Below are 22,205 nucleotides of genomic sequence, written 5' to 3' on the forward strand. Positions count from 1 at the left end.
CTGCTTTAGGACGATCGATGAGTGTTGAAGCCGTAGCCCTGACCAATGAGGACGCCGCGCGCCGGCGGATCGGCGCGACCGCGGCGCTTGCTGCCCTTGTTGTGCTCCTGATGCTGATCTCGCTCGGCATCGGGCCGGTGCGGCTGTCGCCGCTTGCGGTGGCGCAAGCGCTGTTCGGTGGCGGCAGCGAGGTGGCGCAGGTGATCGTGCGGGAAATCCGCCTGCCCCGCACGCTGCTGGCGCTGGCGATCGGCGCCATCCTCGGGCTGTCGGGCGCGTCGCTGCAGGGCTTGCTGCGCAATCCGCTGGCCTCGCCCTCGCTATTCGGCGCGCCGCAATCGGCCGCCTTTGGCGCGGTGCTGGTGATTGCGATCGGGCTGGCCGACGTGCGCTCCTATGCGCTGCCGGTCGCCGCGATCATCGCGGCATTCGCTTCGGTGTTCGTGCTGCTCTCGATCGCCGGCCGCAATGCGGGTCTGCTGATCCTCATTCTCTCGGGACTGGCGATTTCGAGCTTTGCGGGCGCTGCCACCGCGCTGGTGATGAACCTCTCCAGCAACCCCTTCGTGGTGCTGGAGATCGCATTCTGGCTGCTCGGCTCGCTCGAGGATCGCAGCTTTCAGCATGTGATGCTGGCGTTTCCATTCATCATTGCCGGCGCGGTCATGCTGTTCAGCCAGCGCCACGCCTTTCGCGCGCTGAGCTTGGGCGAGGAAACCGCGCAGAGCCTTGGCGTCGATGTGGGGCGTCTACGGCTGTTCGTGATTTCGGGCGTCGCGCTGGGTGTCGGCGGCGCCGTCGCTGTTACCGGCACCATCGGTTTCATCGGCCTGGTCGCGCCGCACCTGATGCGGCCCGTGATCGGCCACGATCCCGGGCGGCTGTTGGTGCCGAGCGCACTCGCGGGCTCGGCGCTATTGCTGGCCGCGGATATTGCAGTGCGCATCATTCCCTCAACATCGGATATCAAGGTCGGCGTGCTGACCTCGATTATCGGCGTGCCGTTCTTCCTCTATCTGATCATGCGCGAACGCCGCGCGCTCGGCGGAGGCGTCGCATGAGCGAGGCTGCGCTGCTGACCGCAAGGGGACTCGGCGTGCGGCTCGCCGGCCGCGTCGTGCTGAAGGACGTTTCGCTGGCGCTGTCGGCGGGGCACCTGGTGGCGCTGGTCGGCCCGAATGGCGCCGGCAAGACCACGCTGCTGCGCGCGCTAGCCGGGCTGATCCCCTCCGAAGGCGAGATCACGATCGGCGGCGATGCGCTGGTCTCACTGTCGCTGCGTGAGCGCGCCAAACGCTTCGGCTATCTGCCGCAGGGGCATCTCGTGCATTGGCCGCTGCCGGCGCGCGATATCGTGGCGCTCGGCCGCTACCCGCATGGCGCAACCGATCCGGCGCGGCTGTCGCCCAGGGATGCCGAGGCCGTGCTGCGCGCGATGCAGGCCGTCGACGTGATGGAGTTCAGTGATCGACGCGTCACCGAATTGTCCGGCGGCGAACGCAGCCGCGTGGCGCTGGCCCGCGCACTCGCGGTGGAAGCGCCGATCATCCTGGCCGACGAGCCGACCGCCTCGCTCGACCCGCGGCACCAGATCGACGTCATGAAGAACTTGCGCGCGACCGCGGACAAGGGTGTGCTGATCATCGTGGTGACGCACGATCTCGGGCTTGCTGCGCGGTTTGCCGACCATGTGCTGGTGCTGAAGGAAGGCAATCTAGTGTCGTGGGGCACACCGAGCGCGGGGTTATCGGAGCAGGTGATGGCGGACGTATTTCGGATCAGCGCCTACCGCGCGGAATATCAGCGCGAGGCGGTGATCGTGCCCTGGGCGGATGTCTGATGCGACGGTTCGGCGTTCTTGTTGCGATCGCCGCGTTGGCGATGTCAGGCGGCGCGGCACTCGCGGCCAGCCCTCCGCGTATGGTGTCGATGAATGTCTGCAGCGATCAGTTGCTGCTGACGCTGGCCGACCCCGAGCAGATTTTAGGCCTCAGCCGCTTTGCACGCGACGGCTGGCAATCGCAGGCGGGCGACATCAGCCGCTACCCGGTATTATCAGGCGCGGCCGAGGACGTGCTGCTGCTCAAGCCGGACCTGGTCATCGCCAGTGCGTTTGACAAGCGCTCGACGCGGGAACTGTTGAAGGCGAAGGGTCTTCATCTTGCCGAGCTCGCCGTGCCGCGAAACCTCGACGAAGCCCGCGCGCAGATCCGCGAGGTCGGCGACATGACAGGGCACCCCGATCGCGCGGCTGCCGAAATCGCGCGGCTCGACGCCGCGCTGGCGCGTGCCCGCCGTGCCGCCGCCGAGCGGCATTATCGCGTGCTGCCGCTGTCGCGGCGCGGCTGGGTGGCAGGCAGCGACAGCTTTCTAGGCTCGCTGCTGAGCGAAGTCGGGCTGCGCAGCGCCGCTGGCGACCTCGGCTTTACCTTCGGCGGATTTGCCTCGCTGGAGGCGATCGTGTCCTTGAAGCCCGACTTTCTCGTGGTTTCGCAAGCCGGCAATTATGCGCGCGATGACGGCCAGGCGTTTCTGGTCCATCCGGCGCTGGAGCGCTTCTACCCGCCGGAGCGGCGCATCGTGATTCCGGAGCGGCTGACCGAATGCGGCGGCGTGATGCTGGCCGATGCGCTCGATGCGCTGACGGCAGAGTTGAAGCGGGTGGGAAAGTGAATTCGTAGCCCGGATGGAGCGAAGCGCAATCCGGGAATCTTTTCGGGGCGTCCCGGATTTCGCTTCGCTCCATCCGGGCTACGATGAAATCCTACCCCATCACCACCGGTCCACCGACCTTTTTCCACGCGTCGATGCCGCCTTCGATATGCGCGGTGTTGGCCAGTCCCGCATTCTTGGCCGCGGCAACCGCCATCGCGGAGCGTTCGCCGAAGGCGCAGAAGAACACGACCCGGCGGCCGGTGGCGGCGGCGACTTCGCGCAGCATGCCGCCGGGCTTCAGGCTCTCACCGATGCCAGGGTAGGGCGCGTGCAGCGCGCCCGAGATCGTGCCGTGCTTGGCGCGCTCGCTGGTCTCGCGCAAATCGACCAAGAGGATATCGGGCCGGCCGAGAACGTTGATCGCGTCGCGGGCAGAGAGCGCGAGTCCCTGCTTGGCAAGTTCCTCCTGATGCAGGCCGACATGCATGTTGGCGGGCACCGCGACGTCCATCATCTTCGGATTCGGCAGCTTCAGGTTGGCCATCAGCTCAATATATTCGTCGACGTTACGCACCTGCAGCCGGGGATTGTAGCGCTTCTCCTCGCCGATGGTGGAAACCGTGTCGCCTTTGTAGTCATGGGCGGGGAACACCATGGTTTCATCCGGCAGTTTCAGAAGCCGGTTGAAGATCGATTCATACTGCGCACGGGAAGAGCCGTTCTGGAAGTCGGTGCGGCCGGTGCCGCGGATCAACAGCGTGTCGCCGGTGAATACGCGGTCGCCCATCAAATAACTATAGGAATCGTCGGTGTGGCCGGGCGTGTACATGACATCCAGGCTCAGCCCCTCGATCGTCAGCTTGTCGCCGTCGGAAACCCGCATCGATACCACGTCGGCCTTGCTCTGCTCGCCCATAATGGTGATGCACTGGGTGCGGTCGCGCAGTTCGCCGAGGCCTGTAATGTGGTCGGCGTGCAGATGGGTATCGACCGCCTTCACCAGCCGCAGATCGAGCTCGCGCAGCAGCTGGCAGTAACGATCGGCCTTTTCCAGCACGGGATCGAGGATCAACGCCTCGCCGCCGGCGCGGCTCGCCAGCAGGTAGCTGTAGGTGCCGGAGACACTGTCGAAGAGTTGACGGAAGATCATGGCTGACACCAAATGTTGCTTCTCGACTTTATCACATCATGCCGGGGTGTCGCGCCAGCTCTGGCCTTCACGTCATTGCGAGGAGCCAACGGGTCGCGCGAATGCGCACCCGATGACAGGCTCCGCGACGAAGCAAATCCATATTTCCGCCCGGGGACGGATGGATTGCTTCGCTCCGCTCGCAATGAACGGGGGGCATTGCGGTCTGCTCGCTCGCAACGACGGTCACGGCCGCACTAGCGTGTACCCATTCTCCGTCAGAAAAAGAATCTGCGCCACCCCGACCTGCACCGGTGTTGCCGCCGCGATGAATTCCGGCCGTTTGCCGTGCTCGCGTTCGAGCGTATCGACGGTATTGAGGCAGACGTCGAAACGCGCGCCTTGCGCGACCAGGCTCTCGACCATCTTGCGGTTGGGATTTTCCGGGCGCAGCAGGTCGATGCCGGGGCCGAACGCCACGACCTCGATCGCGACCTTGTCAGGGTCGTAATGCTTCATCAGGTTGCTGGCGACGCTGAGCACGAGGCCCTGCTTGCGCGGATCGTTGTCGGAGAGCTGCAGCACGACTTTGTGCTCGGCGAACGGCTTGTCCTGCAGCGGTGCCTGCTGGGCGCGGGCGTGTGGCGCGGCGGCTGTGATCAGAAGCGCCGCGGCCATCGCGCGAAGCATGGTCGAAAAGCCCGTCATGCCTGTCCCGCAATGCCCGGATTGCCTTCAACGCCTTTCAGCGTGACGCCCGGCGGCGAGCGGTTGGGCGGCTTACCGGACCTCAGATGTTTGGTAACGACATCCCAGATCGGTGCGCCGGTCTGCTCGTTGACGGAGGCCCAGCCCGCTACCTTGTAGCTCTTGCCAGCCTCAAGCGCGCGGCCGTTGTCGAGCTTGAGTTCGGATATCCGCTTGCCCACGGTTTCGGTCGGCGTGCAGGTGTAGTGTAGGCCGCCGACACGGACCATGTCGCCGCCTTGCTGGTAATAGGGATCGGTGTTGAAGAGATTGTCGCAGATGTCTTCCAGCACGTCCTTGATCTGGCCGCCGGTCATGGTCTGGACGTAAGTCTCCGGATAGGTGACGGCGGTCTGCGCCATCACATCCTCCATTGTCAGCGGCTGGCCCGCCAGCGCCGTGGTGCCCCAGCGAAAACCCGGCGACAGCGCGATCTCCGCGTTCAATTCGCCGAGCAGTGCGTCGCAGATCAGTTGATCCATCGTGCCGCTGAAATTGCCGCGGCGATAGAGCAGGCGGTCGGCGGATGCGATCTTCTCGTTGAGCGTGGCCGCATGCGGCTCACGGGTCTTGTCGATCAGCGCCTGCATCGCCGGATCGGGCTTCAGCAATTCGGAAAACACCGGCAGCAGCCGGTAGCGCACATCCTTGATTTTGCCCTTGCCGAGGTCGAGGTCGAGCACCGCCAGAAATTTTCCATTCGAGCCGGCATTGGTTACGAGCGTGGTGCCGCCTGCGTTGGTGACGGCAATCGGCTGCGGCACGGCGTCATGAGTATGGCCACCGAGAATGACGTCGATGCCGGTGACACGGCTGGCGAGCTTGAGATCGACATCCATGCCGTTGTGCGACAGAAGAATGACGGCGTCGACCTTGTCGTCGCTGCGATGCGTATCGACCAGCTTCTGCAGCTCGTCGTCGCGGATGCCGAATTTCCAGTCCGGCGTGAAGCGCTTGGGATGCGCGATCGGCACATAGGGGAACGCCTGCCCGATCACGGCGACGCTACGCCCGCCGATCTCCTTGATGATGGACGGCTTGAACACGCGGCCCGATGCCGGGTCGAACGCCTTGGCGTCGTTGAAGGCGGCTTCTTCCGTGAGGTAGACGTTCTGCGCCAGGAATTCGCCCTTGAAGCGTTCAAGGTTGGCGCGCAGCGCCTTCTCGCCATAGGTGAATTCCCAATGGCCGGTCATCGCCTCGATGCCGAGCAGGTTGGCGGCGTCCACCATATCGGCGCCGCGCATGGTATTGGCGAGACCAGTGCCTTGCCAGAGATCGCCGCCGTCGAGCAGCAGCGAGCGTCCGGAGGCGACCTCGCTGCGCATCCGATCGATCAATGTCTTCAGATGCGCAAAGCCGCCGAGCTTGCCGAACCGGCCGGCGGCCTTCTCGAATTCGATAAAGGTAAAGGCATAAGCATCGGCGCTGTCGGGGCGGATGCCGAAACGGTCGAGGAAGGCGCGTCCGACCAGATGCGGCGGGTTGCCCTGCATCGGTCCGACGCCGAGATTGACGCTCGGCTCGCGGAAGAACACCGGCCGAAGCTGCGCATGGGTATCGGTGATATGCAGGATTCGGGCATTGCCAAAGCGTTCGAGATCGTAGACGCCGCCATTGTCGGCGCCGCGCGTCAGCCGCGGCAGGCTGCCTGCCAGTGTGGCGGCGCCTGCCAACGTCAAAAAATCCCGGCGGCGGATAGTCATGCGTGTCTCCGCGCGTCGTAACAGCTTCAGCGTATTTCCAGATCCCTCCAGCGGGTCTTCTCGCTGGTGGCCTGGAAGATCGAAGCTTTGGCCAGCGCCTCGGCTTCCTTGGCCGACGCGGTGGCCTTGTCGAAATCGCCGGCGTCCGCCGCCTTCTTCGCCGCCGCCAGCGTGTTTGCCGTGGTCGTCCATTGGTTGCGTAGCTTGCCGGCCTCCTTGTTGGCGGCTTCAGCCGCGGCATAGGCCGCCTTGAATTCGTCCTCGGGGCCCGCGGCGAGCGCGGACATGACGCCCGCGGCGAGCAGCGCCAGAACCAATGCGGATTTCTGCATCATGTTCCTCATGGCCGCGCTCCCGGACCTGAAATCGGCAGTCCGTTGCTGACATAGGACAGGTAGTATTCGACGTTGCGATATTCGTCGTCCTGCGGGCTGAGCGGCACTGCGCGGATCTGGCTGTTGCAGGTGGTGAAGCGCCGGCTGGTGGTGCCCATGCCGCTCCATTCCGAGCGGTAGATCGGCATCGCATTGACGATGCCAAGCGCGGGCGCCAGGACCTCGGCGCGGATACGCTCGCCCGGGCTCTGCACGTGGCAGGTGGCGCAGGAGAAGTTGAGCTGGCCGCGTCGCGTGTAGAAATATTCCTTGCCGTTTTCGTAAGCCGCGAGCGCGCGCGGATCGTTCGGAATCTTGATGTCCATCGGCTTGCCGCGCGAGGTGAAGGCCATGTAGGCGGTCAGCGCCGCCATTTCGTCCTTTACGTAGGAATAGGGCGGTTCGCCATTGGCCTCACGGCAGCGGTTCAAGGCCAATTCGAGCGTGATGACCTTGCCTTCCTTCTCGTCGAAGTAGGGGTAGTTCTGGCGGATGCCGATGCCGCCGTTCGGGAAGCAATCGGCATAGGTCTTGCCGTTCTTGAACGGCTTTGAGAACATTTCCTTGCCCATTTCGAGCGAGAACTCGTAGGGCGGGAATTGCTCCTTCTCCTGCCACTGCCGGTAGAGGTCCTCGTCCATCGAATAGGGGCCGTTGACGAAGTCCTCGAACTTTACCTTGGGAAACTTGTCTCTGAAGAACTTCTGGAACGCCTTGGCGTCTGCGGCCGGATCGACCTTGTCATTGGCTGCCAACGGCGGCGCGCCCGCCAGCGTCAGCGCGGCCAGCGCAATCGCGGCGGACGCCAGAAAGATCGCGGATCGCAGCTTCATTGGATCTTCGCCGTGGTGGTATCGGTCGCGCCCTTGTTGTCGACCCAACTGATCTTCAGCTCGTCGCCCTTCTTGGCGCCCTTGAATGCGAACTTGACGTAGGGATCCTTGGAGACGCCGCCGCCCCAATCGGCGGTGAACACCTTTTTGCCGTCATGCTCGAAGGTGAGCTGCTGGATAAAATGCGCTGGAATGAGCTCGCCCTTTGAATCCTTGACGAAGCCGGAATCCATCGGGTGCTGGATCAGCGCCTGCACCTCGGTGGTCTCGCCGCTCGAAGTGGCGCGCACGCGAATGGTCGATGCCATGAATTCTCTCCCGGTACCCGTTAACCGCCGCAACCGCCGACGGTGACTTTGACTTCCTTGTTGGCGCTGTAGAGCTTGCCGCCGGCTTCCACGACCACGACGACGTTGCTGGTTCTCGCCATCTTGATGCGGTTGGAAACACTTGGGAGTGTGCCTGCCGGGATCTTGTAGGACGCCACCAACGCGACCGGATTTTCGCTGACCAGGAACGAGATTGACGTCACGTCCGAAAGCGTCGTCGTCACCGAAATCGGAACCACGGCGCCGTTTTCCGCGATTTCGGGCGCATCCATCTTGACCTTGTCGGAAGGCTCCGGCGTCTTGCCGTAGAGCGCCTTGATCGCGTCGGCCTCGCTCTTCGCCTTGAAGGCCTCTTCCGGATATTTGTCGTTGGCCGCGGCGAGTGCCTTCGTGACATCAAAGGGCACAATGCCAAGGCCGATCAGCGTCAACACGCCGGCGCCTTGCAGGATCAACCGGCGCGTCGCCGAAAAATCATTCTCCATAGTGCTCATACAAACTCTCCTAAAGCATTGCGCCGCGTTCACAGCGTCTGCAGGAAATCCACCACCGCGTTGATCTCTTTTTCGGTCAGGATCCGGTTGCGGCCAAATGGAGGCATCACGGTAAGCGGATTGCGCAAGGTTTCGTCATTGATGATGGCGACGAGTTCCTCGCGATTGGGGTATTTGCTCTTGATGTCGACCAGCTCCGGCCCGATCGTGCCGGGAAGGTTGCCGCCCTTGATGACATGACAGGTCAGGCAATTGCCCTTCGAGCGATCGAACGCAAGCTTGCGGCCTTCATCCACCGCGGACTGCGCGTGCGCGGCGCCTGCGCACGCCAGAGCGACGAGCAGCGCCAGCGCCGGAAGCTTTGCGGATTTCGTCAGGAAATGATCGGTCACAGGCGTTTCCGTAATTCTACTTCGGTTGCATCGTATCAAGCGGCCCGGTCGTGCGCGGCGTCAGATTCCTGCCCTCGGCCGTCGATGATATCCTGACATCGGCGGCGTTAACGCAATCGCTCATGCAGGGTTTTGCCATCGTATCGGGGCGCGGGTCGGCCCAGACGAAATTGTCGCGATTGCGCATTTTGACTTTCGGCAAACTGTTGCGATCGGCAACGAATTCATGGGAAACGAGATCGTTCAGGTTCAGAATATAGGCGGTCAAAGCATAAACGTCATCCGCTGACAATGTGTGCGGCGCCTGCATCGGCATGGCGCGGTTAATATAGTCCCACAGGGTCGGGGCGAACGGCCAGTAGCTGCCGACCGTCGGCTCCGGGCGCTCGTCCCGGAGCGATCCGACGCCGCCCACCAGCTTCGGAAACCGGCCTTCGCCTTCGCCGAAGGTTCCATGGCACGCAGCGCATTGTTCGGCATAAACCTCGGCGCCCCGGTCGACGGTGCCCTTGCCGGGCGGCAGGCCCGTTCCGTCCTCGCCGCGCACGTCGATGTCCCAGCCGGCGATCTGCGCCGGCGTCGCCACACTGCCGTAACCGAACGAGCCGGGTTCGGCCGCGCCGGCGAGGCTTGCGGCGCAGGCAAGCAGGATGGCCATGATCGGCAGGCAAATCTTACGCGAGCTGTACATTGAAGACGCTTCCGTCGGGCTTGACCTGCCAGGTCTGGATCGAATTGTTGTGGTAGACCGAGTTTGAGCCGCGCTGTGCGCGCAGTTGTGCAATTGTCGGCTGCACATAACCGGTCTCGTCGATAACGCGGGATGCGACCAGCGCGGGCCTGCCGTCCCAGCGCCAGGGCAGGGTGAATTTCGTCAGCGCCTTCGACAGCACCGGCTCGTGTAGCCGCGCGGTCTGCCAGTTGACGCCGCCGTCCATGGAGACATCGACGCGCTTGACCTTGCCGTTGCCAGTCCAGGCCAGTCCGCGGATTTCGTAGAGGCCGGGTCCATCGAGCGGCTTCTCGGGGCAGGGAAAGGTAACGACCGACTTGGCGTCGATCAGCCAGGTGAAGCCGCGCGAGGTGCCGTCCGGCATCAGGTCGGTGTATTTCGAGGTTTCCTCGCGGGTGTGCCACGGCTTTTCGCCGAGCTTGATCCGGCGCAGCCACTTGATGTTGACGTTGCCTTCCCAGCCCGGCACCACCAGCCGCAGCGGATAACCCTGTTCGGGCCGCAGCGCCTCGCCGTTCTGCGCATAGATCACGAGGCAATCGTCGAGGCATTTGTCGAGCGGCAGACTGCGGTTCATATGCGCGCCGTCGGCGCCTTCGACCATCGCCCACTTCGCTTGCTTCTTGATGCCGACCTCCTCCAGCAGCGTCGACAGCTTGACACCGGTCCATTCCGCGCAACTGACCATGCCGTGGCTGAACTGCAGCGAATTCATCTGCGCAGCACGCCAGTTCATGCCGCCATTGGCCGGGCATTCGATGAAATGGATGCGCGACACAGATGGGAAGCGCATGATGTCCTTCATGGAGAGAAGCAGCGGCCGCTCGACAAGGCCGTGGATCATCAGCTTGTGCTGCGCCGGATCGATGTCGGGCCGTCCCGCATGATGGCGCTCGAAGAACAATCCGTTTGGCGTGATGATGCCGTGCAGGTCCTGCAGGGGCGAAAAGCTCACCGACGATTCCGCGCTCGCGGTCAACCAGGGCACGTTGCGGCGGATGACGGAAGCTTCGGTATCGGCGGGGCGGCCATAGGGCCGATCGGCCACGCCGGCGCCGATCGATTGCGACCAGGGCGCGTCTGCGGGGGGAGACTCCTGCGCGGTGTCAGCCACGGCCGGTTTGCCGCCAATGACGAGGCTGCCGGTCAGGGCTGCGCCGAGGCCAAGAAAGCGGCGGCGGCCCATCGGGGTGTCCGGGGCGGCGGGATCAGAGAGAACAGCTTTGCTGCGTAACGGGTCTGGCCGCACGTTTTCTTCCCCTCGCGGCCGCGTCGCCGCATCAATTCTTGCTTTTTGGAACCAATATCCACATTTACTAATTTAGTCAATGCTAAAGAAGGCCCGGCGCGCTAGTGTGGTATGTGTGCTTCGCAGGCGCGGAAAAAGATACCGGATTTGCAGTGATGAGAGCAGCCGCCCCGGCAGCCCAAGAAACTGAACAAGAGACTAGGCAAGAGACGGCCTTCGCCCCCGGCGCCGACGACGCGGCGGCGCTGAAGAAGCTGGCGAAGCAGGCCGGTGACGCCGCGCAGCTTCTGAAAATGCTCGCCAATGAAAAGCGTCTGCTGATCCTCTGCTTTCTTGCCGTGCGCGGCGAGATGACGGTGGGCGAACTGGTCGCCATCGTGAATCTCAGCCAGTCCGCGCTGTCGCAGCATCTGGCGAAATTGCGCGCCGACGGGCTGGTGGAATTCCGCCGGACCTCGCAGACGCTGCATTATCGCGTCGCCGACCAGCGCACCCTGCGTCTGCTTGGGGTGTTGAAGGAGATCTTCTGCGGCGATCTGAAGTGATCGCTGCGCCACTGATTTTTTCGGGACCGAACTGCGATGGCTGAGTATGTAGTGGAATTCGGCAAGGACGGCCGGCCGGTCGAGCCCGACGGCCGGCTCGACGCGGCGGCATTCCACCGCAACCACGAGCCGATCTGGGCGGTGCTGCAGAAATTTCTCGCCGGCAAATCCGGCGACGTGCTGGAGGCCGGCAGCGGCACCGGCCAGCACGTGGTGCATTTCGCAAAACATACGCCTGACATCATCTGGTGGCCGAGCGATCTCAATGAACGGCATCTCAAAAGCATCGAAGCGTGGCGGGCGCATGCCGCCTTGCCGAACATTCGTTCGCCGCTGCGGGTCGATCTCGCCGATCCGGCCTGGTGTCCGGCGATGCATGACGGCAGCGGGCCGGGCAAACTGCTGGCGGTGTTCTGCGCCAACGTGATCCACATCGCGCCCTGGCGCGTGGCTGAGGGCCTGTTCGCCGGCGCGGCGCGCTATCTCCGTGATGACGGGCGGCTGTTTCTCTATGGCCCGTTCAAGCGCGACGGCAAGCACACCGCGATGAGCAACGCCGTGTTCGACACCAGCCTGCGCGAGCAGGACGCCGAATGGGGCGTGCGCGATATCGGAGAACTCAGTACATTGGCCGAGAAGGTCGGCCTTACGTTGGTCGAAACCGTACCAATGCCGGCCAACAACATGATCGTGGCCTTCGCGCCATCCACAAAGGGTGACGTCGGCGCATAGCGCGCGCCCGTTTGCGTCGGTTGATCGCGCCGCCCCGTGTCTTCATAGTGCCGCGGAATCAATAACGAGGCTCCCGGCCCCGGGGCCTACCGGGCGGGAATGCCGATGCTGGATACCACAGCCAACCAAGAGATCGCCAATGACGCTCGCGCGCGCGCCAACGTGCTGCGGCTCGCTGCGGCGCAGGCGCTGACCGGCGCCAATTCGGCGGTGATTTTCGCCACGGGCTCGATCGTGGGCGCGACGCTGGCGCCTGATATCTCGCTCGCCACCGTGCCGCTGTCGATGTACGTGCTGGGGCTCGCCGCCGGCACGCTGCCGACGGGCGCGATCTCGCGCGCGTATGGCCGCCGTGTTGCGTTTATCGTTGGTACCTTCTGTGGAATCCTCACCGGTGCGCTCGCCGCCGCCGCCGTTCTCTACGCGTCGTTCTGGCTGTTCTGCTTCGCAACTTTCCTCGGCGGCCTCTACGGCGCAGTCGCGCAGTCCTATCGTTTTGCCGCCGCTGACGGCGCCAGCGCCGCATTCCGGCCGAAAGCCGTGTCCTGGGTAATGGCCGGCGGCGTGTTCGCCGGCGTGCTCGGTCCGCAGCTCGTGCAGTGGACCATGGATATCTGGCCGCCTTATCTGTTTGCGTTCAGCTTCGTGGTGCAGGCGTTCGTCGCGCTGGTGGCGACGGCGGTGCTGTGGAGCGTCGACGCGCCGAAGCCGGCACCGTCGGACATGCACGGCGGGCGGCCGCTGTTCGAGATTGCGCGGCAACCGCGCTTCATTGCCGCGGCGCTGTGCGGCGTGATTGCTTACCCGATGATGAATCTCGTCATGACTTCGGCGCCGCTCGCCATGAAGATGTGCGGGCTCACGGTGAGCGATTCCAATTTCGGCATCCAGTGGCACATCGTGGCGATGTACGGCCCGAGCTTCTTCACGGGAACGTTGATCGCCCGCTTCGGCGCACCGACAATCGTGGCACTTGGCCTGACCCTGGAAGCCGTCGCTGCCGCGATCGGCCTTTCCGGCATCACCGCGCTGCATTTCTGGGCGGCGCTGATCGTGCTCGGCGTGGGCTGGAACTTTGCCTTTATCGGCGCCTCGGCATTGGTGCTGGAGACGCACCGGCCGCAGGAGCGCAACAAGGTGCAGGCGTTCAACGACTTCCTGATCTTCGGGATGATGGCGCTGGGGTCGTTCTCGTCCGGCCAGTTGCTGGCGCATTACGGCTGGTCGATGGTAAACATGGTGGTGTTCCCGCCGGTGCTGCTCGGCCTTGCAGTGCTGTCGTTTGCGTCACTTGCCAAGCGTCGCGCGAAGCTGCAGGCGGTCAACGAGATTCCCGATCCGAGTGTCTGATTACCGGAGGTCCCATGCCGTCGCGCGCCCGTCTCGATGAATTCATCGCCACCGTCGTCTCCGGCGACCATGCCGGCGCGATCGAGCGCTTCTACACCGAGGACGCCAGCATGCAGGAGAACGCCGCCGCACCGCGAGTCGGCCGCGACGTGCTGGTAGCGCATGAGCGCGCGGTGTTGGAGCGGGTCAAAAGCGTGACCTCGACCTGCGTGACCTCGATCGTCGAGGGCGACCATGTCGCGATCCACTGGGTGTTCGAGTTCGTGTACAAGTCCGGGAAGACCGGACGGTTCGACGAGGTCGCGCTGCAGGAATGGCGCGGCGACAAAGTTTGGCGCGAGCGGTTCTTCTACGATCCGTCGAAACCGGCCTAGCTGCCACCTGCTGACAGTTCGGCCCGCGCCGAAGCAATTGGCGTTTCGATCTGCTAAGCCTCGCTGGCATGGCCGGGCTTGTCCCGGCCACCCACGTCTTTGTCTCCGAGAGCAAAAAGGCGTGGATGCGCGGGACGTCTAGCGCGAAGAGGCGCTTCGCGCTTTTGCCCGGGCATGACGGTGTGGTGAGCAGATGAAGCACGAAAAGTTGGATAGCCATCTCACTCACATCTCCATCGACGAGACCTCTATCCGCTACGACGGCTGGCGCATCGTCGCCGTCTGTTTCCTGCTGGCAACCTTCGGCTGGGGGCTCGGCTTCTACGGCCAGAGCGTCTATGTCGCCGAGCTGCAGCGGCTGCACGGCTGGCCGGCATCGCTGATTTCGTCCGGCACCACGTTTTTCTATCTGTTCGGCGCGGCGCTGGTCGCCTTCGTCAGCGAAGCCATCAAGGCGTTCGGGCCGCGCAACTGCCTGATCGCAGGCACGTTGGCGATGGCCGCGGCGGCGATCTCGATCGGTCAGGTGCGCGAGCCTTGGCAGCTTTACCTCGCCAATGCCGTGCTGGCGTTCGGCTGGGCCGGCACCAGCCTCGGCATCATCACCAATACGCTGGGCCTCTGGTTCGACAATAAGCGCGGCATGGCGATCAGCTTGGCGCTGAATGGCGCGAGCTTTGGCGGCATCGTCGGCGTGCCGCTGCTGGTGACCGCGATCGGCTATTTCGGCTTCGCCGGTGCCATGGCGGCGTCGGCCGCCGTAATGGTTGCGCTGATGGTTCCGGTGATCCTGCTGCTGGTCGGACGGCCGCCGCTTCACCTGAGTGCGGGCGGGCTCGACACTGCCGACGCGCCGTCGCCGACGCAAATTCGCGCACGCGCCTTTCGCGATATCGGTTTTCTTTCGGTGTCGTCGGCATTCGCGCTGGTGCTGTTCGCGCAGGTCGGCTTCATCGTCCACCTGATCGCGTTTCTGGATACGGTGATCGGGCGGCAGCAGGCGGCGATTGCGGTGGCGCTGTTGACGGCGATGGCGGTGGTTGGCCGGGTGCTGTTTTCTTTCGTGATCGACCGGATGAACCAGCGGCTGGCGTCCTCGCTGTCCTTTGTCAGCCAGGCGGCGGCGCTGCTCATCGTCATCAATGTGCATAACGAATACGTGCTGATCGCAGCCTGCGCGCTGTTCGGCTTTTCCGTCGGCAACCTCATCACATTGCCGGCGCTGATCGTGCAGCGCGAATTCGATCCGCGTTCGTTCGGCGTGCTGGTCAGTTTGATCACGGCGATCAACCAGATCACGTATGCGTTCGGTCCCGGCGTGGTCGGCCTGTTGCGCGATCTCTCGGGTAGTTATGCGCTACCGTTCTACGGCTGCATCGCGGTGGAGCTGACGGCGGCGGTGCTGGTCATGATTCGCAGAACGTCCAGGTGAAGAGGCTTCCGGCTGAACGATGACGATTGCCGTTACCGGACTAGTGCCGCGATGGCCGCCGAGCCCTCTCTCGTCGACCAATAGCACCCGACGCGGCAGCGCGCAGAATGCGGCGGAAGGTCGGGCATTCCATGTGACTTGGCGCGGGGCACGCCGCGGCATGGCGCAGGCCGTCCCGCATGGCGTTCAGTTTGCGAATGGTCCTGTCTAATTCCTCCGCCTTCGCCATGAGCACCTTCCGGTCGATACGCGGCCGCCCGTCGGGCGCGAACATCCGGGTGATCTCGTCGAGCGAAAATCCGGCGGCGCGCCCCACCGCTATCAGCGCCAACCGCTCCAGCACGTTCGCATCGAACATGCGGCGCAGACCACGCCTTCCGATCGAAGCGATCAGCCCCTTTTCCTCGTAGAACCGCAGCGTCGAGGCGGGAACGCCGGATCGCTGCGCCACCTCCGCGATATCCATGCCATTCATCTCTTGACCTCAAGTGGACTTGAACTGGCATCATGTGGCCATCCTTCGGTGAAGGCAAGCAACAAGGAACGCGGATCATGGATGCAACGCAGCTAGACGATGACGAGCAGATGAGGCTTTGGAACGGTCCCGCGGCACGCGCCTGGCTTGGAACTCAGGACATGATCGAGCAGATATTCAAACCATTCGAGGAAATGCTCCTCGAAGCAGTTGCCTCCCGGTCCGATGCATGCGTGCTCGACGTCGGCTGTGGCGCGGGCGGCACAACGCTTGCGGTCGCGCGGCTGCTCGGAACAAAAGGAACTTGCACCGGCATCGACATTTCGGAGCCGATGATCGCGGCCGCCCGAGCCCGCGCTGAATCGGAGCGCGTGCCGGCGAGCTTCGTTTGCGCCAGCGCGGAGACCTATGCGTTCCAGCTCGATAGTTTTGACACGATCATCTCGCGCTTCGGCGTGATGTTCTTCGGAAATCCGGTTCGCGCCTTCTCGAACCTCCGGCGCGCCGCCAAGAATAACGCCGAGTTGCGGTTCATTGCCTGGCGCGGGCCCGCGGAAAATCCGTTCATGACGACCGCCGAGCGTGCTGCGGCACCGTTACTGCCAAATCTACCCGCCCGCCGGCCGGGCGCACCGGGACAATTCGCCTTCGCCGATCGCAGCCGGGTCAACGGCATCCTGCAGGAGAGCGGCTGGGCCGAAATCGATATCCGGCCCATCGATGTCGCCTGCACTCTGTCGGAGAAGGAACTGGTCCGCTACTTGTCGCAACTCGGTCCCGTCGGCCTGGCCCTCCAGGAGACGGACAGCGAGACCCGCGCGCAGGTCATCGAGACGGTTCGCGCCGCTTTTTCTCCTTTCGTGCACGGAGCGGAGGTCCGCTTCACAGCGGCCTGCTGGATGGTCGGCGCTCGAGCACGGTCTGCTTCGGGCGCGGCGGGGGAGGCGGTGTGTGGTTGAGGCGACGAACTATCTCGTGCAAGCGGTCCTGATTGGAGCAGGCGCGACCGCGACGATGGACGGCTGGACCGCAGCGCGGAAGCGACTGCTCGGCATTGCTCCGTTGGATTATGGCTTGGTGGGCCGCTGGATCGGCCATCTGCTGCGCGGGCGTTTTCGCCACGATCAGATCGCCGACTCTCCGCCCGTGCAGGGCGAACGCCTGATCGGGTGGGGCGCCCACTATCTGATCGGCATCGCGCTCGCAGCTATGCTGCTTGCGATCTGGGGTCTCGACTGGGTGCGTCGTCCAACCATCGGTCCTCCGCTGGTTCTCGGCATCGGTAGCGTGATCTTCCCGTTCCTGCTGATGCAGCCCGGGATGGGTCTCGGCGTCGCCGCCAGCCGCACGTCGCACACGATGGCCGCTCGCCTGCATAGCCTCCTCACGCACGCGATTTTCGGTCTCGGTCTCTATGTGTCCGGCTGGCTCACAAGTTTGTTGAGTATGGTTTGACGATGTGCCGCCCTAAGCCTCCCGCTGCCGCAGCAGATCCTCCAGATCCAACCGCTTGGTGAACATCGCGAGCGATCCGTCGGGTGCGCGGGGCCATTCTTCTTTCGGCCGGTCGCGATAGAGCTCGACGCCGTTCTGGTCGGGATCGCGCAAATAGAGCGCCTCGCTTACGCCGTGGTCGCTGGCGCCGTCGAGCTCGATGCCGGCCTGGATCACGCGGTAGAGCGCATCCGCCAGCGCCGGGCGGGTAGGATAGAGAATGGCGGTGTGAAACAGGCCGGTGGTGCCCGGCGGCGGCGGATGGCCGCCTTTGCTCTCCCAGGTGTTGAGGCCGATGTGGTGGTGATAACCGCCGGCCGAAATGAATGCCGCGCCAGAACCCATCCGCTGCATCACCTCGAATCCGAGCACGCCGCAATAGAAGCCGAGCGCGCGTTCGAGGTCGGCGACCTTGAGATGGACATGCCCGATCCGCGTGCCGGCGACGATGGGTGGGGATTGGGGCATGTTGTCTCCGTTCTGAAGGTTGGCGTGCCCCGGATGCTGCGCAGCGCGCTCGGGATCGCGCTTCGCGCGACTCCGGCGATGCGCTGCTAAGCCGGGGCCTATGTTAGGGCCGGCATGGGGTCCCGGCTCTGCGGTGCACCGCTTAAGAAGCGCTGCACCGCGTCCGGGACACGTAGGCGCGGATTTTCCTCACGCAAGATCGGACACTTCGCCGTCTGGCAGCCCGAACTCAAACGTGTTCAACGTCATCGACACCATCGTGTAATAGCCGCATAGGCCGATAATTTCGACCACGCCGCGCACAGTGAGCAGCGCGACAGCCTCATCATACAGCGCCTGCGACACGCCGTGGCCCTCATGCAGCGACTTGGCGAGATCATAGATCGTCTGGCCCTTGGGGTCATCGAAGACGGGCGTGCGGCGGTCTCTGATGTCCTCGATGACCTTCGGATCCATGCCGCCGTTCAGCGCCAGGCGCTTGTGCGCATACCATTCGTAGTGCGACGTCCAGTGCCGCGCGGTGACGAGAATGGCAATTTCGGAAAGCTTTGCAGGGAAGATTGTGTTGAAACGCAGTTGCTCGCCGAGCCGCGTGGCGTGCCGCGCCATCTCCGGGCTGTTGAGCCAGGCCATCATCGGCGCCGGCGGCGCGCCGCGCTTGCCGGCGATGGCCTCGTCGTAGGTTTCTTTTTGCTCGGCGTTCATTTCGCCAGGCGAAAGCAACTTCAGCCGCATGCCGGTTTCCTCTTGTTTTTCAATCGTTATCGCCTAGCGCATACACCCGATCGGGCATCGTGACCACCGCCAGAGCGGCATGGGCTGACGTCAGGCATATATTGAATTCCGCAACGCGAGGGCTAAGGTCGCTTCCAAACATTCCCACATGGAAACGCCGACATGTCCGATCTGGAGACATTCCGCCGTGAAACCCGCGCCTGGTTAGAGGCCAATTGTCCGCCGGAAATGCGACGGCCGATGACCTCCGAAAGCGATACCTACTGGGGTGGTCGCAACGCCAAATTCTCCTCGGAGCCGCAGCGCGTCTGGTTTGAGCGGATGCGGGACAGGGGCTGGACCGTGCCGGACTGGCCGAAGGAGTATGGTGGCGGAGGGCTGGAACCCGACGAGCACAAGGTGCTGCGTGAAGAAATGGCCGCGATGGGCGCGCGCTCGCCGCTCTCGAGCTTCGGCATCTGGATGCTCGGGCCGGCGCTGCTGAAATACGGCACCGAGGCGCAGAAGAAAGAGCACCTGCCGAAGATTGCCGCGGGCCTGATCCGGTGGTGCCAGGGCTACTCCGAGCCGAACGCCGGATCGGACCTCGCCTCGCTGCAGACCCGCGCCGAGAGCGACGGCGACGATTACATCATTAACGGCCAGAAGATCTGGACGTCGTATGCGAACTACGCCGACTGGATTTTCTGCCTGGTGCGCACCGATCCCACGGCGAAGAAGCATGATGGCATCAGCTTCATCTTGTTCGACATGGCCTCGAAGGGCGTCTCGACCAAGCCGATTCTTCTGATCTCCGGCTATTCGCCGTTCTGCGAAACCTTCTTCGATAATGTGCGGGTGCCGAAATCGCATGTGGTGGGCCAGGTCAACCGCGGCTGGGATGTTGCAAAATATCTGCTGCAGCATGAGCGCGCGATGATATCAGGCACTGGCGAGCGCGGTATCGGCCGTCCGCTTGGGCAGGTCGCGGCCGATTCCGTCGGTAGCGACGATTCCGGCCGGCTCGATGATGCCATGCTGCGCGGCCAGATCGCCGCGTTCGACATCGACGAGGCGGCGTTTGCGGCTGTGGCCGAACGCGCGATCGATCTCGCCAAGGCCGGCCAGTCGCATCCGGCGTTTTCGTCGGCGATGAAATATTACGGTACCGAACTCAACAAGCGCCGCCACGAGATCCTGATGTCGGCCGGTGGCATCGACGCGCTGGAATGGGAAAGCGAGCGCTCGAAAGGCGGCGCACGTCCGCGCGCCTGGCTGCGCACCAAGGCTAACTCGATCGAAGGCGGTACCTCCGAGGTGATGCTCGGCATCGTCGCCAAGCGCATCCTCGATCTGCCGGGGGCTTGACCTGAATCCCTCATCCTGAGGAGCGCGGAGCGCGTCTCGAAGGATGAGGCCCCGATATCTGCCTCATGGTTCGAGACGGCGCCAAGGCGCCTCCTCACCATGAGGATCAAGAGCGAAATCAGTCCAAGATCAGCGTAACGGAATCCCCATGCCCCTCGTCCTCACCGAAGAACAATCCATGCTGCGCGACAGTGCGCGCGGCCTTATCAGCGACAAGGCACCGGTGTCGCATCTGCGTCACCTGCGCGACAGCAAGGACGAAACGGGATTCTCGCGCGAGCTCTGGAAGGCGTTTGCCGAGATGGGCTTTTCCGGATTGCTGGTGCCGGAAAGTTTCGGCGGCAGCGGGCTCGGCTGTGTCGAGGCCGGCGTGGTGATGGAGGAAATCGGCCGCACTTTGATGCCGTCGCCGTTTCTCTCGACCGCGGTGCTCGCCGTATCAGCGCTTTCCCGCGGCGGTAGCGAAGCGCAGAAATCGGCGCATCTACCGAAGATCGCCGACGGGTCGCTATTGGCTGCGCTTGCGATCGATGAAGGAACCAAGCATCGCCCGCTGCAGACCAAGCTGCAGGCGGTGCGCTCCGGCAACGGCTTCAAGCTGAACGGCGCCAAGGCGCTGGTGGTCGACGGCCACATCGCCGATCTTCTGATCGTCGTGGCACGCACCGGCGGTGCGGCCGGCGAGCGCAACGGGCTGACGCTGTTCCTGGTCGATCCCAAGGCCAAGAGCATCGCGATCGAACGTACGGTGATGGTCGACGCACATAATGCTGCACGAATCGAATTCAGCAATGTCGAGGTCAATGCCGATCAGGTGCTCGGCGAGGTCGACCAGGGCGGCGCGTTATTGGAAGATGTACTCAATATCGGCTGCGGTGCGGTAGCTTCCGAAATGGTCGGCTTGAGCGAAGAGGTGTTCGGCCGCACCGTAACGTATCTGAAGGAGCGCAAGCAGTTCGGTAAATTGATCGGCGAATTCCAGGCGCTGCAGCACCGCGCAGCCCAGCTTTATATTGACATCGAGATCACCCGCGCCGCGGTGCTGAAGGCGCTGCAGACGCTCGACGGTGATTTCGAGCACGCGGGCGCGGCCGTGTCAGTGGCAAAAGCCAAGGCCGGCACTACGGCGACGCTGGCGGTGCAGGAGGGCGTGCAGATGCACGGCGGCATGGGCATGACCGACCAGTTCGACATCGGCTTCTTCATGAAGCGCGCGCGGGTCTGCCAGGAGTTGTTCGGCGACAGCAATTACCACGCCGACCAGTTGGCGCGAATGAAGGGGTATTGATTTCTCCCCTCATGGTGAGGAGCCGCGCATTAGCGCGGCGTCTCGAACCATGCGGCCCGGCTGGTGGCCTCATCCTTCGAGACGCGCGCTATGCGCGCTCCTCAGGATGAGAGGAGGCAAACACAACCGCTTGGAAACTGGTTGTCGTTCCGGGGCGTGCGAAGCACGAACCCGGAATCTCGAGATTCCGGGTCTGGTCCTTCGGACCATCCCGGAATGACGGCCTGATGGCCGTCACCGTATCGGCGGCGCATACTGAATCCCGCCGTTGCTCCACAGCGAATTCAGCCCGCGCGGGATCTTCAGCTTGGATCCTTCGCCGACATTGCGCTCGTAAACCTCGCCGTAGTTGCCGACATGGCGGATGATGCGGGCGGCCCAGTCCTTGGGCAGACCGAGATCTTCGCCATAGGCGCCTTCGGTGCCGACCAGCCGCATCACGTCAGGCTTCTTCGACTTCAGCGCCTCGTCGATGTTCTTCGAGGTGATGCCGAGTTCCTCGGCGTTGATCATCGCATACAGCGTCCACTTCACGATCATCATCCAGTCGTCGTCGCGCTGGCGCACCACGGGAGCGAGCGGCTCCTTGGAAATTACGTCGGGCAGGATGACGTGATCGCTCGGCTGGATCAGATTCAAGCGCAGCGCGTAGAGCTGAGAGACGTCGGCGGTGAAGGTGTCGCACTTGCCGGATTCATAGGCCTTGAGCACATCTTCCAGCCTAGGAAACTTCACTTCGGTATATTTCATGTTGTTGGCGCGGAAATGGTCGGCGACGTTGAGGACCGTCGTCGTCCCCTCCTGCACGCAAACCTTGCTGTTGTTGAGGTCCAGCGCGGAATCGATGTTGCGCGAGCGCGGCAGCATGAAACCCTGGCCGTCATAATAGGCGACTGCCGGGAAATAGAGGGCGTTATTGCTCTCGCGAGACATGCTCCAGGTCGTGTTGCGCGAGAGGATGTCGACCTTTCGGCTCTGCAGCTCCTTGAAGCGCTCGTTGGCATCCAGCGGCACGAATTTCGCCTTCTTGGGATCGTCGAAGATCGCGGCGGCGACCGCGCGGCAGAAATCGACGTCGAATCCGGTCCAGTCGCCCTTGTCGTCGGGGATCGAGAAGCCGGGTAGGCCCTTGTTGACGCCGCACAGCACGTCGCCGCGGCGGATCGTCCGCTTCAGCGTCTTGGTGTCGTAACGCTCATAGGTAATTGCGCCAGCCGCAATCGCGATTGCGACCGCCAGCCCAATCAGGAGGCCGCCTCGAAATGTCCGTAGCATTTTTAACTCACTATTTCAGGGGAATGGATCGGCGGGAGAAGCCGCGTCG

The 22,205-nt window shown here is 63.6% G+C and carries 26 protein-coding genes; 12 read left to right on the forward strand and 14 right to left on the reverse strand.

All coding sequences use genetic code 11. The features are described 5' to 3' along the window. Window positions 1-17: 17 nt before the first annotated feature. The 3 genes from RX328_RS03035 to RX328_RS03045 are packed head-to-tail and all read left to right on the forward strand — an operon-like array spanning window position 18 to window position 2,673. On the forward strand, window positions 18-1,061 hold the full coding sequence (locus RX328_RS03035) for a FecCD family ABC transporter permease (RefSeq protein ID WP_213251657.1): 1,044 nt from the start codon (window positions 18-20) through the stop codon (window positions 1,059-1,061). Next, window positions 1,058-1,840, forward strand: coding sequence for an ABC transporter ATP-binding protein (locus RX328_RS03040; protein ID WP_213251658.1), 783 nt, complete (start codon window positions 1,058-1,060; stop codon window positions 1,838-1,840). The genes RX328_RS03035 and RX328_RS03040 overlap by 4 nt, the downstream gene beginning before the upstream one ends. Continuing rightward, window positions 1,840-2,673 (forward strand): ABC transporter substrate-binding protein, encoded by an 834-nt coding sequence (locus RX328_RS03045; RefSeq protein ID WP_213251659.1) that lies wholly within the window; start codon window positions 1,840-1,842, stop codon window positions 2,671-2,673. The genes RX328_RS03040 and RX328_RS03045 overlap by 1 nt, the downstream gene beginning before the upstream one ends. A gap of 91 nt (window positions 2,674-2,764) precedes the next feature. Here the strand turns inward: RX328_RS03045 and RX328_RS03050 are convergent, their stop codons facing one another. The 10 genes from RX328_RS03050 to soxC form a co-directional block, all read right to left on the reverse strand. Beyond that, the gene (locus RX328_RS03050) at window positions 2,765-3,805 is read right to left on the reverse strand and encodes an MBL fold metallo-hydrolase (RefSeq protein WP_213251660.1); all 1,041 of its coding nucleotides are present in this window, start codon (window positions 3,803-3,805) and stop codon (window positions 2,765-2,767) included. 225 nt (window positions 3,806-4,030) lie between these two features. After that, complete coding sequence (locus tag RX328_RS03055; RefSeq protein ID WP_409410788.1) at window positions 4,031-4,492, reverse strand: hypothetical protein; 462 nt, start codon at window positions 4,490-4,492, stop codon at window positions 4,031-4,033. Next, the gene (gene soxB, locus RX328_RS03060; protein WP_213251661.1) at window positions 4,489-6,237 is read right to left on the reverse strand and encodes a thiosulfohydrolase SoxB; all 1,749 of its coding nucleotides are present in this window, start codon (window positions 6,235-6,237) and stop codon (window positions 4,489-4,491) included. Before soxB ends, RX328_RS03055 begins: the two co-directional genes overlap by 4 nt. 26 nt (window positions 6,238-6,263) lie before the next feature. Continuing rightward, on the reverse strand, window positions 6,264-6,569 hold the full coding sequence (locus tag RX328_RS03065) for a hypothetical protein (RefSeq protein ID WP_213251707.1): 306 nt from the start codon (window positions 6,567-6,569) through the stop codon (window positions 6,264-6,266). A gap of 8 nt (window positions 6,570-6,577) precedes the next feature. Then, window positions 6,578-7,444, reverse strand: a complete 867-nt coding sequence (gene soxA / locus RX328_RS03070) for a sulfur oxidation c-type cytochrome SoxA (RefSeq protein ID WP_213251662.1) — start codon at window positions 7,442-7,444, stop codon at window positions 6,578-6,580. Continuing rightward, window positions 7,441-7,752, reverse strand: coding sequence for a thiosulfate oxidation carrier complex protein SoxZ (soxZ, locus tag RX328_RS03075; RefSeq protein WP_213251663.1), 312 nt, complete (start codon window positions 7,750-7,752; stop codon window positions 7,441-7,443). Before soxZ ends, soxA begins: the two co-directional genes overlap by 4 nt. A gap of 20 nt (window positions 7,753-7,772) precedes the next feature. After that, on the reverse strand, window positions 7,773-8,258 hold the full coding sequence (gene soxY, locus RX328_RS03080) for a thiosulfate oxidation carrier protein SoxY (protein WP_409410792.1): 486 nt from the start codon (window positions 8,256-8,258) through the stop codon (window positions 7,773-7,775). Window positions 8,259-8,296: 38 nt separating this feature from the next. After that, the gene (gene soxX, locus RX328_RS03085; protein ID WP_213251708.1) at window positions 8,297-8,644 is read right to left on the reverse strand and encodes a sulfur oxidation c-type cytochrome SoxX; all 348 of its coding nucleotides are present in this window, start codon (window positions 8,642-8,644) and stop codon (window positions 8,297-8,299) included. Window positions 8,645-8,675: 31 nt separating this feature from the next. Next, window positions 8,676-9,350, reverse strand: coding sequence for a c-type cytochrome (locus RX328_RS03090; RefSeq protein ID WP_213251665.1), 675 nt, complete (start codon window positions 9,348-9,350; stop codon window positions 8,676-8,678). Then, window positions 9,334-10,578 (reverse strand): sulfite dehydrogenase, encoded by a 1,245-nt coding sequence (gene soxC / locus RX328_RS03095; RefSeq protein ID WP_213251666.1) that lies wholly within the window; start codon window positions 10,576-10,578, stop codon window positions 9,334-9,336. Before soxC ends, RX328_RS03090 begins: the two co-directional genes overlap by 17 nt. A gap of 218 nt (window positions 10,579-10,796) precedes the next feature. Between soxC and RX328_RS03100 the strand changes: the two genes are divergently transcribed. From RX328_RS03100 to RX328_RS03120, 5 genes are all read left to right on the forward strand, one after another. Next, the gene (locus RX328_RS03100; protein WP_213251709.1) at window positions 10,797-11,186 is read left to right on the forward strand and encodes an ArsR/SmtB family transcription factor; all 390 of its coding nucleotides are present in this window, start codon (window positions 10,797-10,799) and stop codon (window positions 11,184-11,186) included. A gap of 36 nt (window positions 11,187-11,222) precedes the next feature. Beyond that, window positions 11,223-11,918, forward strand: coding sequence for a DUF938 domain-containing protein (locus tag RX328_RS03105; RefSeq protein ID WP_213251667.1), 696 nt, complete (start codon window positions 11,223-11,225; stop codon window positions 11,916-11,918). 105 nt (window positions 11,919-12,023) lie between these two features. Beyond that, window positions 12,024-13,268 carry an MFS transporter gene (locus tag RX328_RS03110; protein WP_213251668.1) on the forward strand — a complete coding sequence of 415 codons (1,245 nt, stop codon included), beginning with the start codon at window positions 12,024-12,026 and terminating at the stop codon, window positions 13,266-13,268. A 14-nt stretch (window positions 13,269-13,282) separates the two neighbouring features. Beyond that, window positions 13,283-13,642 carry a nuclear transport factor 2 family protein gene (locus RX328_RS03115; RefSeq protein ID WP_213251669.1) on the forward strand — a complete coding sequence of 120 codons (360 nt, stop codon included), beginning with the start codon at window positions 13,283-13,285 and terminating at the stop codon, window positions 13,640-13,642. 193 nt (window positions 13,643-13,835) lie between these two features. After that, complete coding sequence (locus RX328_RS03120; protein WP_213251670.1) at window positions 13,836-15,074, forward strand: MFS transporter; 1,239 nt, start codon at window positions 13,836-13,838, stop codon at window positions 15,072-15,074. 40 nt (window positions 15,075-15,114) lie between these two features. Here the strand turns inward: RX328_RS03120 and RX328_RS03125 are convergent, their stop codons facing one another. Continuing rightward, entirely contained in the window at window positions 15,115-15,549 is a 435-nt protein-coding gene (locus RX328_RS03125; protein WP_213251671.1) for a helix-turn-helix domain-containing protein, read from the reverse strand. 77 nt (window positions 15,550-15,626) lie between these two features. Between RX328_RS03125 and RX328_RS03130 the strand changes: the two genes are divergently transcribed. Continuing rightward, a complete protein-coding gene (locus RX328_RS03130) occupies window positions 15,627-16,508 on the forward strand; it encodes a class I SAM-dependent methyltransferase (protein WP_213251672.1) in 882 nt (293 codons plus the stop codon). Continuing rightward, window positions 16,501-17,004 (forward strand): DUF2938 domain-containing protein, encoded by a 504-nt coding sequence (locus tag RX328_RS03135; RefSeq protein ID WP_312018012.1) that lies wholly within the window; start codon window positions 16,501-16,503, stop codon window positions 17,002-17,004. The genes RX328_RS03130 and RX328_RS03135 overlap by 8 nt, the downstream gene beginning before the upstream one ends. 12 nt (window positions 17,005-17,016) lie before the next feature. On the opposite strand, the gene RX328_RS03140 is transcribed toward RX328_RS03135, so the two are convergent. After that, entirely contained in the window at window positions 17,017-17,511 is a 495-nt protein-coding gene (locus tag RX328_RS03140; protein ID WP_065747683.1) for a VOC family protein, read from the reverse strand. A 189-nt stretch (window positions 17,512-17,700) separates the two neighbouring features. Then, window positions 17,701-18,246, reverse strand: a complete 546-nt coding sequence (locus RX328_RS03145; RefSeq protein WP_213251673.1) for a carboxymuconolactone decarboxylase family protein — start codon at window positions 18,244-18,246, stop codon at window positions 17,701-17,703. Between the two features lie 162 nt (window positions 18,247-18,408). Here RX328_RS03145 and RX328_RS03150 point away from each other — a divergent pair, with 162 nt between their 5' ends. Continuing rightward, entirely contained in the window at window positions 18,409-19,593 is a 1,185-nt protein-coding gene (locus RX328_RS03150; protein ID WP_213251674.1) for an acyl-CoA dehydrogenase family protein, read from the forward strand. A 148-nt stretch (window positions 19,594-19,741) separates the two neighbouring features. Beyond that, window positions 19,742-20,881, forward strand: coding sequence for an acyl-CoA dehydrogenase family protein (locus tag RX328_RS03155; RefSeq protein ID WP_213251675.1), 1,140 nt, complete (start codon window positions 19,742-19,744; stop codon window positions 20,879-20,881). A gap of 234 nt (window positions 20,882-21,115) precedes the next feature. Here the strand turns inward: RX328_RS03155 and RX328_RS03160 are convergent, their stop codons facing one another. Then, window positions 21,116-22,156 (reverse strand): amino acid ABC transporter substrate-binding protein, encoded by a 1,041-nt coding sequence (locus RX328_RS03160; RefSeq protein ID WP_213251676.1) that lies wholly within the window; start codon window positions 22,154-22,156, stop codon window positions 21,116-21,118. Window positions 22,157-22,205 lie beyond the last annotated feature (49 nt).

Source organism: Bradyrhizobium sp. sBnM-33, assembly GCF_032917945.1.
In the GTDB taxonomy this organism is placed as follows: domain Bacteria; phylum Pseudomonadota; class Alphaproteobacteria; order Rhizobiales; family Xanthobacteraceae; genus Bradyrhizobium.

Excerpts from the sequence above, each read along its gene's own strand:
- RX328_RS03035 (WP_213251657.1), top strand. The coding sequence starts at position 18 with ATGAGTGTTGAAGCCGTAGCCCTGACCAATGAGGACGCCGCGCGCCGG.
- RX328_RS03040 (WP_213251658.1), top strand. The coding sequence starts at position 1,058 with ATGAGCGAGGCTGCGCTGCTGACCGCAAGGGGACTCGGCGTGCGGCTC.
- RX328_RS03045 (WP_213251659.1), top strand. The coding sequence starts at position 1,840 with ATGCGACGGTTCGGCGTTCTTGTTGCGATCGCCGCGTTGGCGATGTCA.
- RX328_RS03050 (WP_213251660.1), bottom strand. The coding sequence starts at position 3,805 with ATGATCTTCCGTCAACTCTTCGACAGTGTCTCCGGCACCTACAGCTAC.
- RX328_RS03055 (WP_409410788.1), bottom strand. The coding sequence starts at position 4,492 with ATGACGGGCTTTTCGACCATGCTTCGCGCGATGGCCGCGGCGCTTCTG.
- soxB (WP_213251661.1), bottom strand. The coding sequence starts at position 6,237 with ATGACTATCCGCCGCCGGGATTTTTTGACGTTGGCAGGCGCCGCCACA.
- RX328_RS03065 (WP_213251707.1), bottom strand. The coding sequence starts at position 6,569 with ATGCAGAAATCCGCATTGGTTCTGGCGCTGCTCGCCGCGGGCGTCATG.
- soxA (WP_213251662.1), bottom strand. The coding sequence starts at position 7,444 with ATGAAGCTGCGATCCGCGATCTTTCTGGCGTCCGCCGCGATTGCGCTG.
- soxZ (WP_213251663.1), bottom strand. The coding sequence starts at position 7,752 with ATGGCATCGACCATTCGCGTGCGCGCCACTTCGAGCGGCGAGACCACC.
- soxY (WP_409410792.1), bottom strand. The coding sequence starts at position 8,258 with ATGGAGAATGATTTTTCGGCGACGCGCCGGTTGATCCTGCAAGGCGCC.
- RX328_RS03090 (WP_213251665.1), bottom strand. The coding sequence starts at position 9,350 with ATGTACAGCTCGCGTAAGATTTGCCTGCCGATCATGGCCATCCTGCTT.
- soxC (WP_213251666.1), bottom strand. The coding sequence starts at position 10,578 with ATGGGCCGCCGCCGCTTTCTTGGCCTCGGCGCAGCCCTGACCGGCAGC.
- RX328_RS03100 (WP_213251709.1), top strand. The coding sequence starts at position 10,797 with ATGAGAGCAGCCGCCCCGGCAGCCCAAGAAACTGAACAAGAGACTAGG.
- RX328_RS03105 (WP_213251667.1), top strand. The coding sequence starts at position 11,223 with ATGGCTGAGTATGTAGTGGAATTCGGCAAGGACGGCCGGCCGGTCGAG.
- RX328_RS03110 (WP_213251668.1), top strand. The coding sequence starts at position 12,024 with ATGCTGGATACCACAGCCAACCAAGAGATCGCCAATGACGCTCGCGCG.
- RX328_RS03115 (WP_213251669.1), top strand. The coding sequence starts at position 13,283 with ATGCCGTCGCGCGCCCGTCTCGATGAATTCATCGCCACCGTCGTCTCC.
- RX328_RS03120 (WP_213251670.1), top strand. The coding sequence starts at position 13,836 with ATGAAGCACGAAAAGTTGGATAGCCATCTCACTCACATCTCCATCGAC.
- RX328_RS03125 (WP_213251671.1), bottom strand. The coding sequence starts at position 15,549 with ATGAATGGCATGGATATCGCGGAGGTGGCGCAGCGATCCGGCGTTCCC.
- RX328_RS03130 (WP_213251672.1), top strand. The coding sequence starts at position 15,627 with ATGGATGCAACGCAGCTAGACGATGACGAGCAGATGAGGCTTTGGAAC.
- RX328_RS03140 (WP_065747683.1), bottom strand. The coding sequence starts at position 17,511 with ATGCCCCAATCCCCACCCATCGTCGCCGGCACGCGGATCGGGCATGTC.
- RX328_RS03145 (WP_213251673.1), bottom strand. The coding sequence starts at position 18,246 with ATGCGGCTGAAGTTGCTTTCGCCTGGCGAAATGAACGCCGAGCAAAAA.
- RX328_RS03150 (WP_213251674.1), top strand. The coding sequence starts at position 18,409 with ATGTCCGATCTGGAGACATTCCGCCGTGAAACCCGCGCCTGGTTAGAG.
- RX328_RS03155 (WP_213251675.1), top strand. The coding sequence starts at position 19,742 with ATGCCCCTCGTCCTCACCGAAGAACAATCCATGCTGCGCGACAGTGCG.
- RX328_RS03160 (WP_213251676.1), bottom strand. The coding sequence starts at position 22,156 with ATGCTACGGACATTTCGAGGCGGCCTCCTGATTGGGCTGGCGGTCGCA.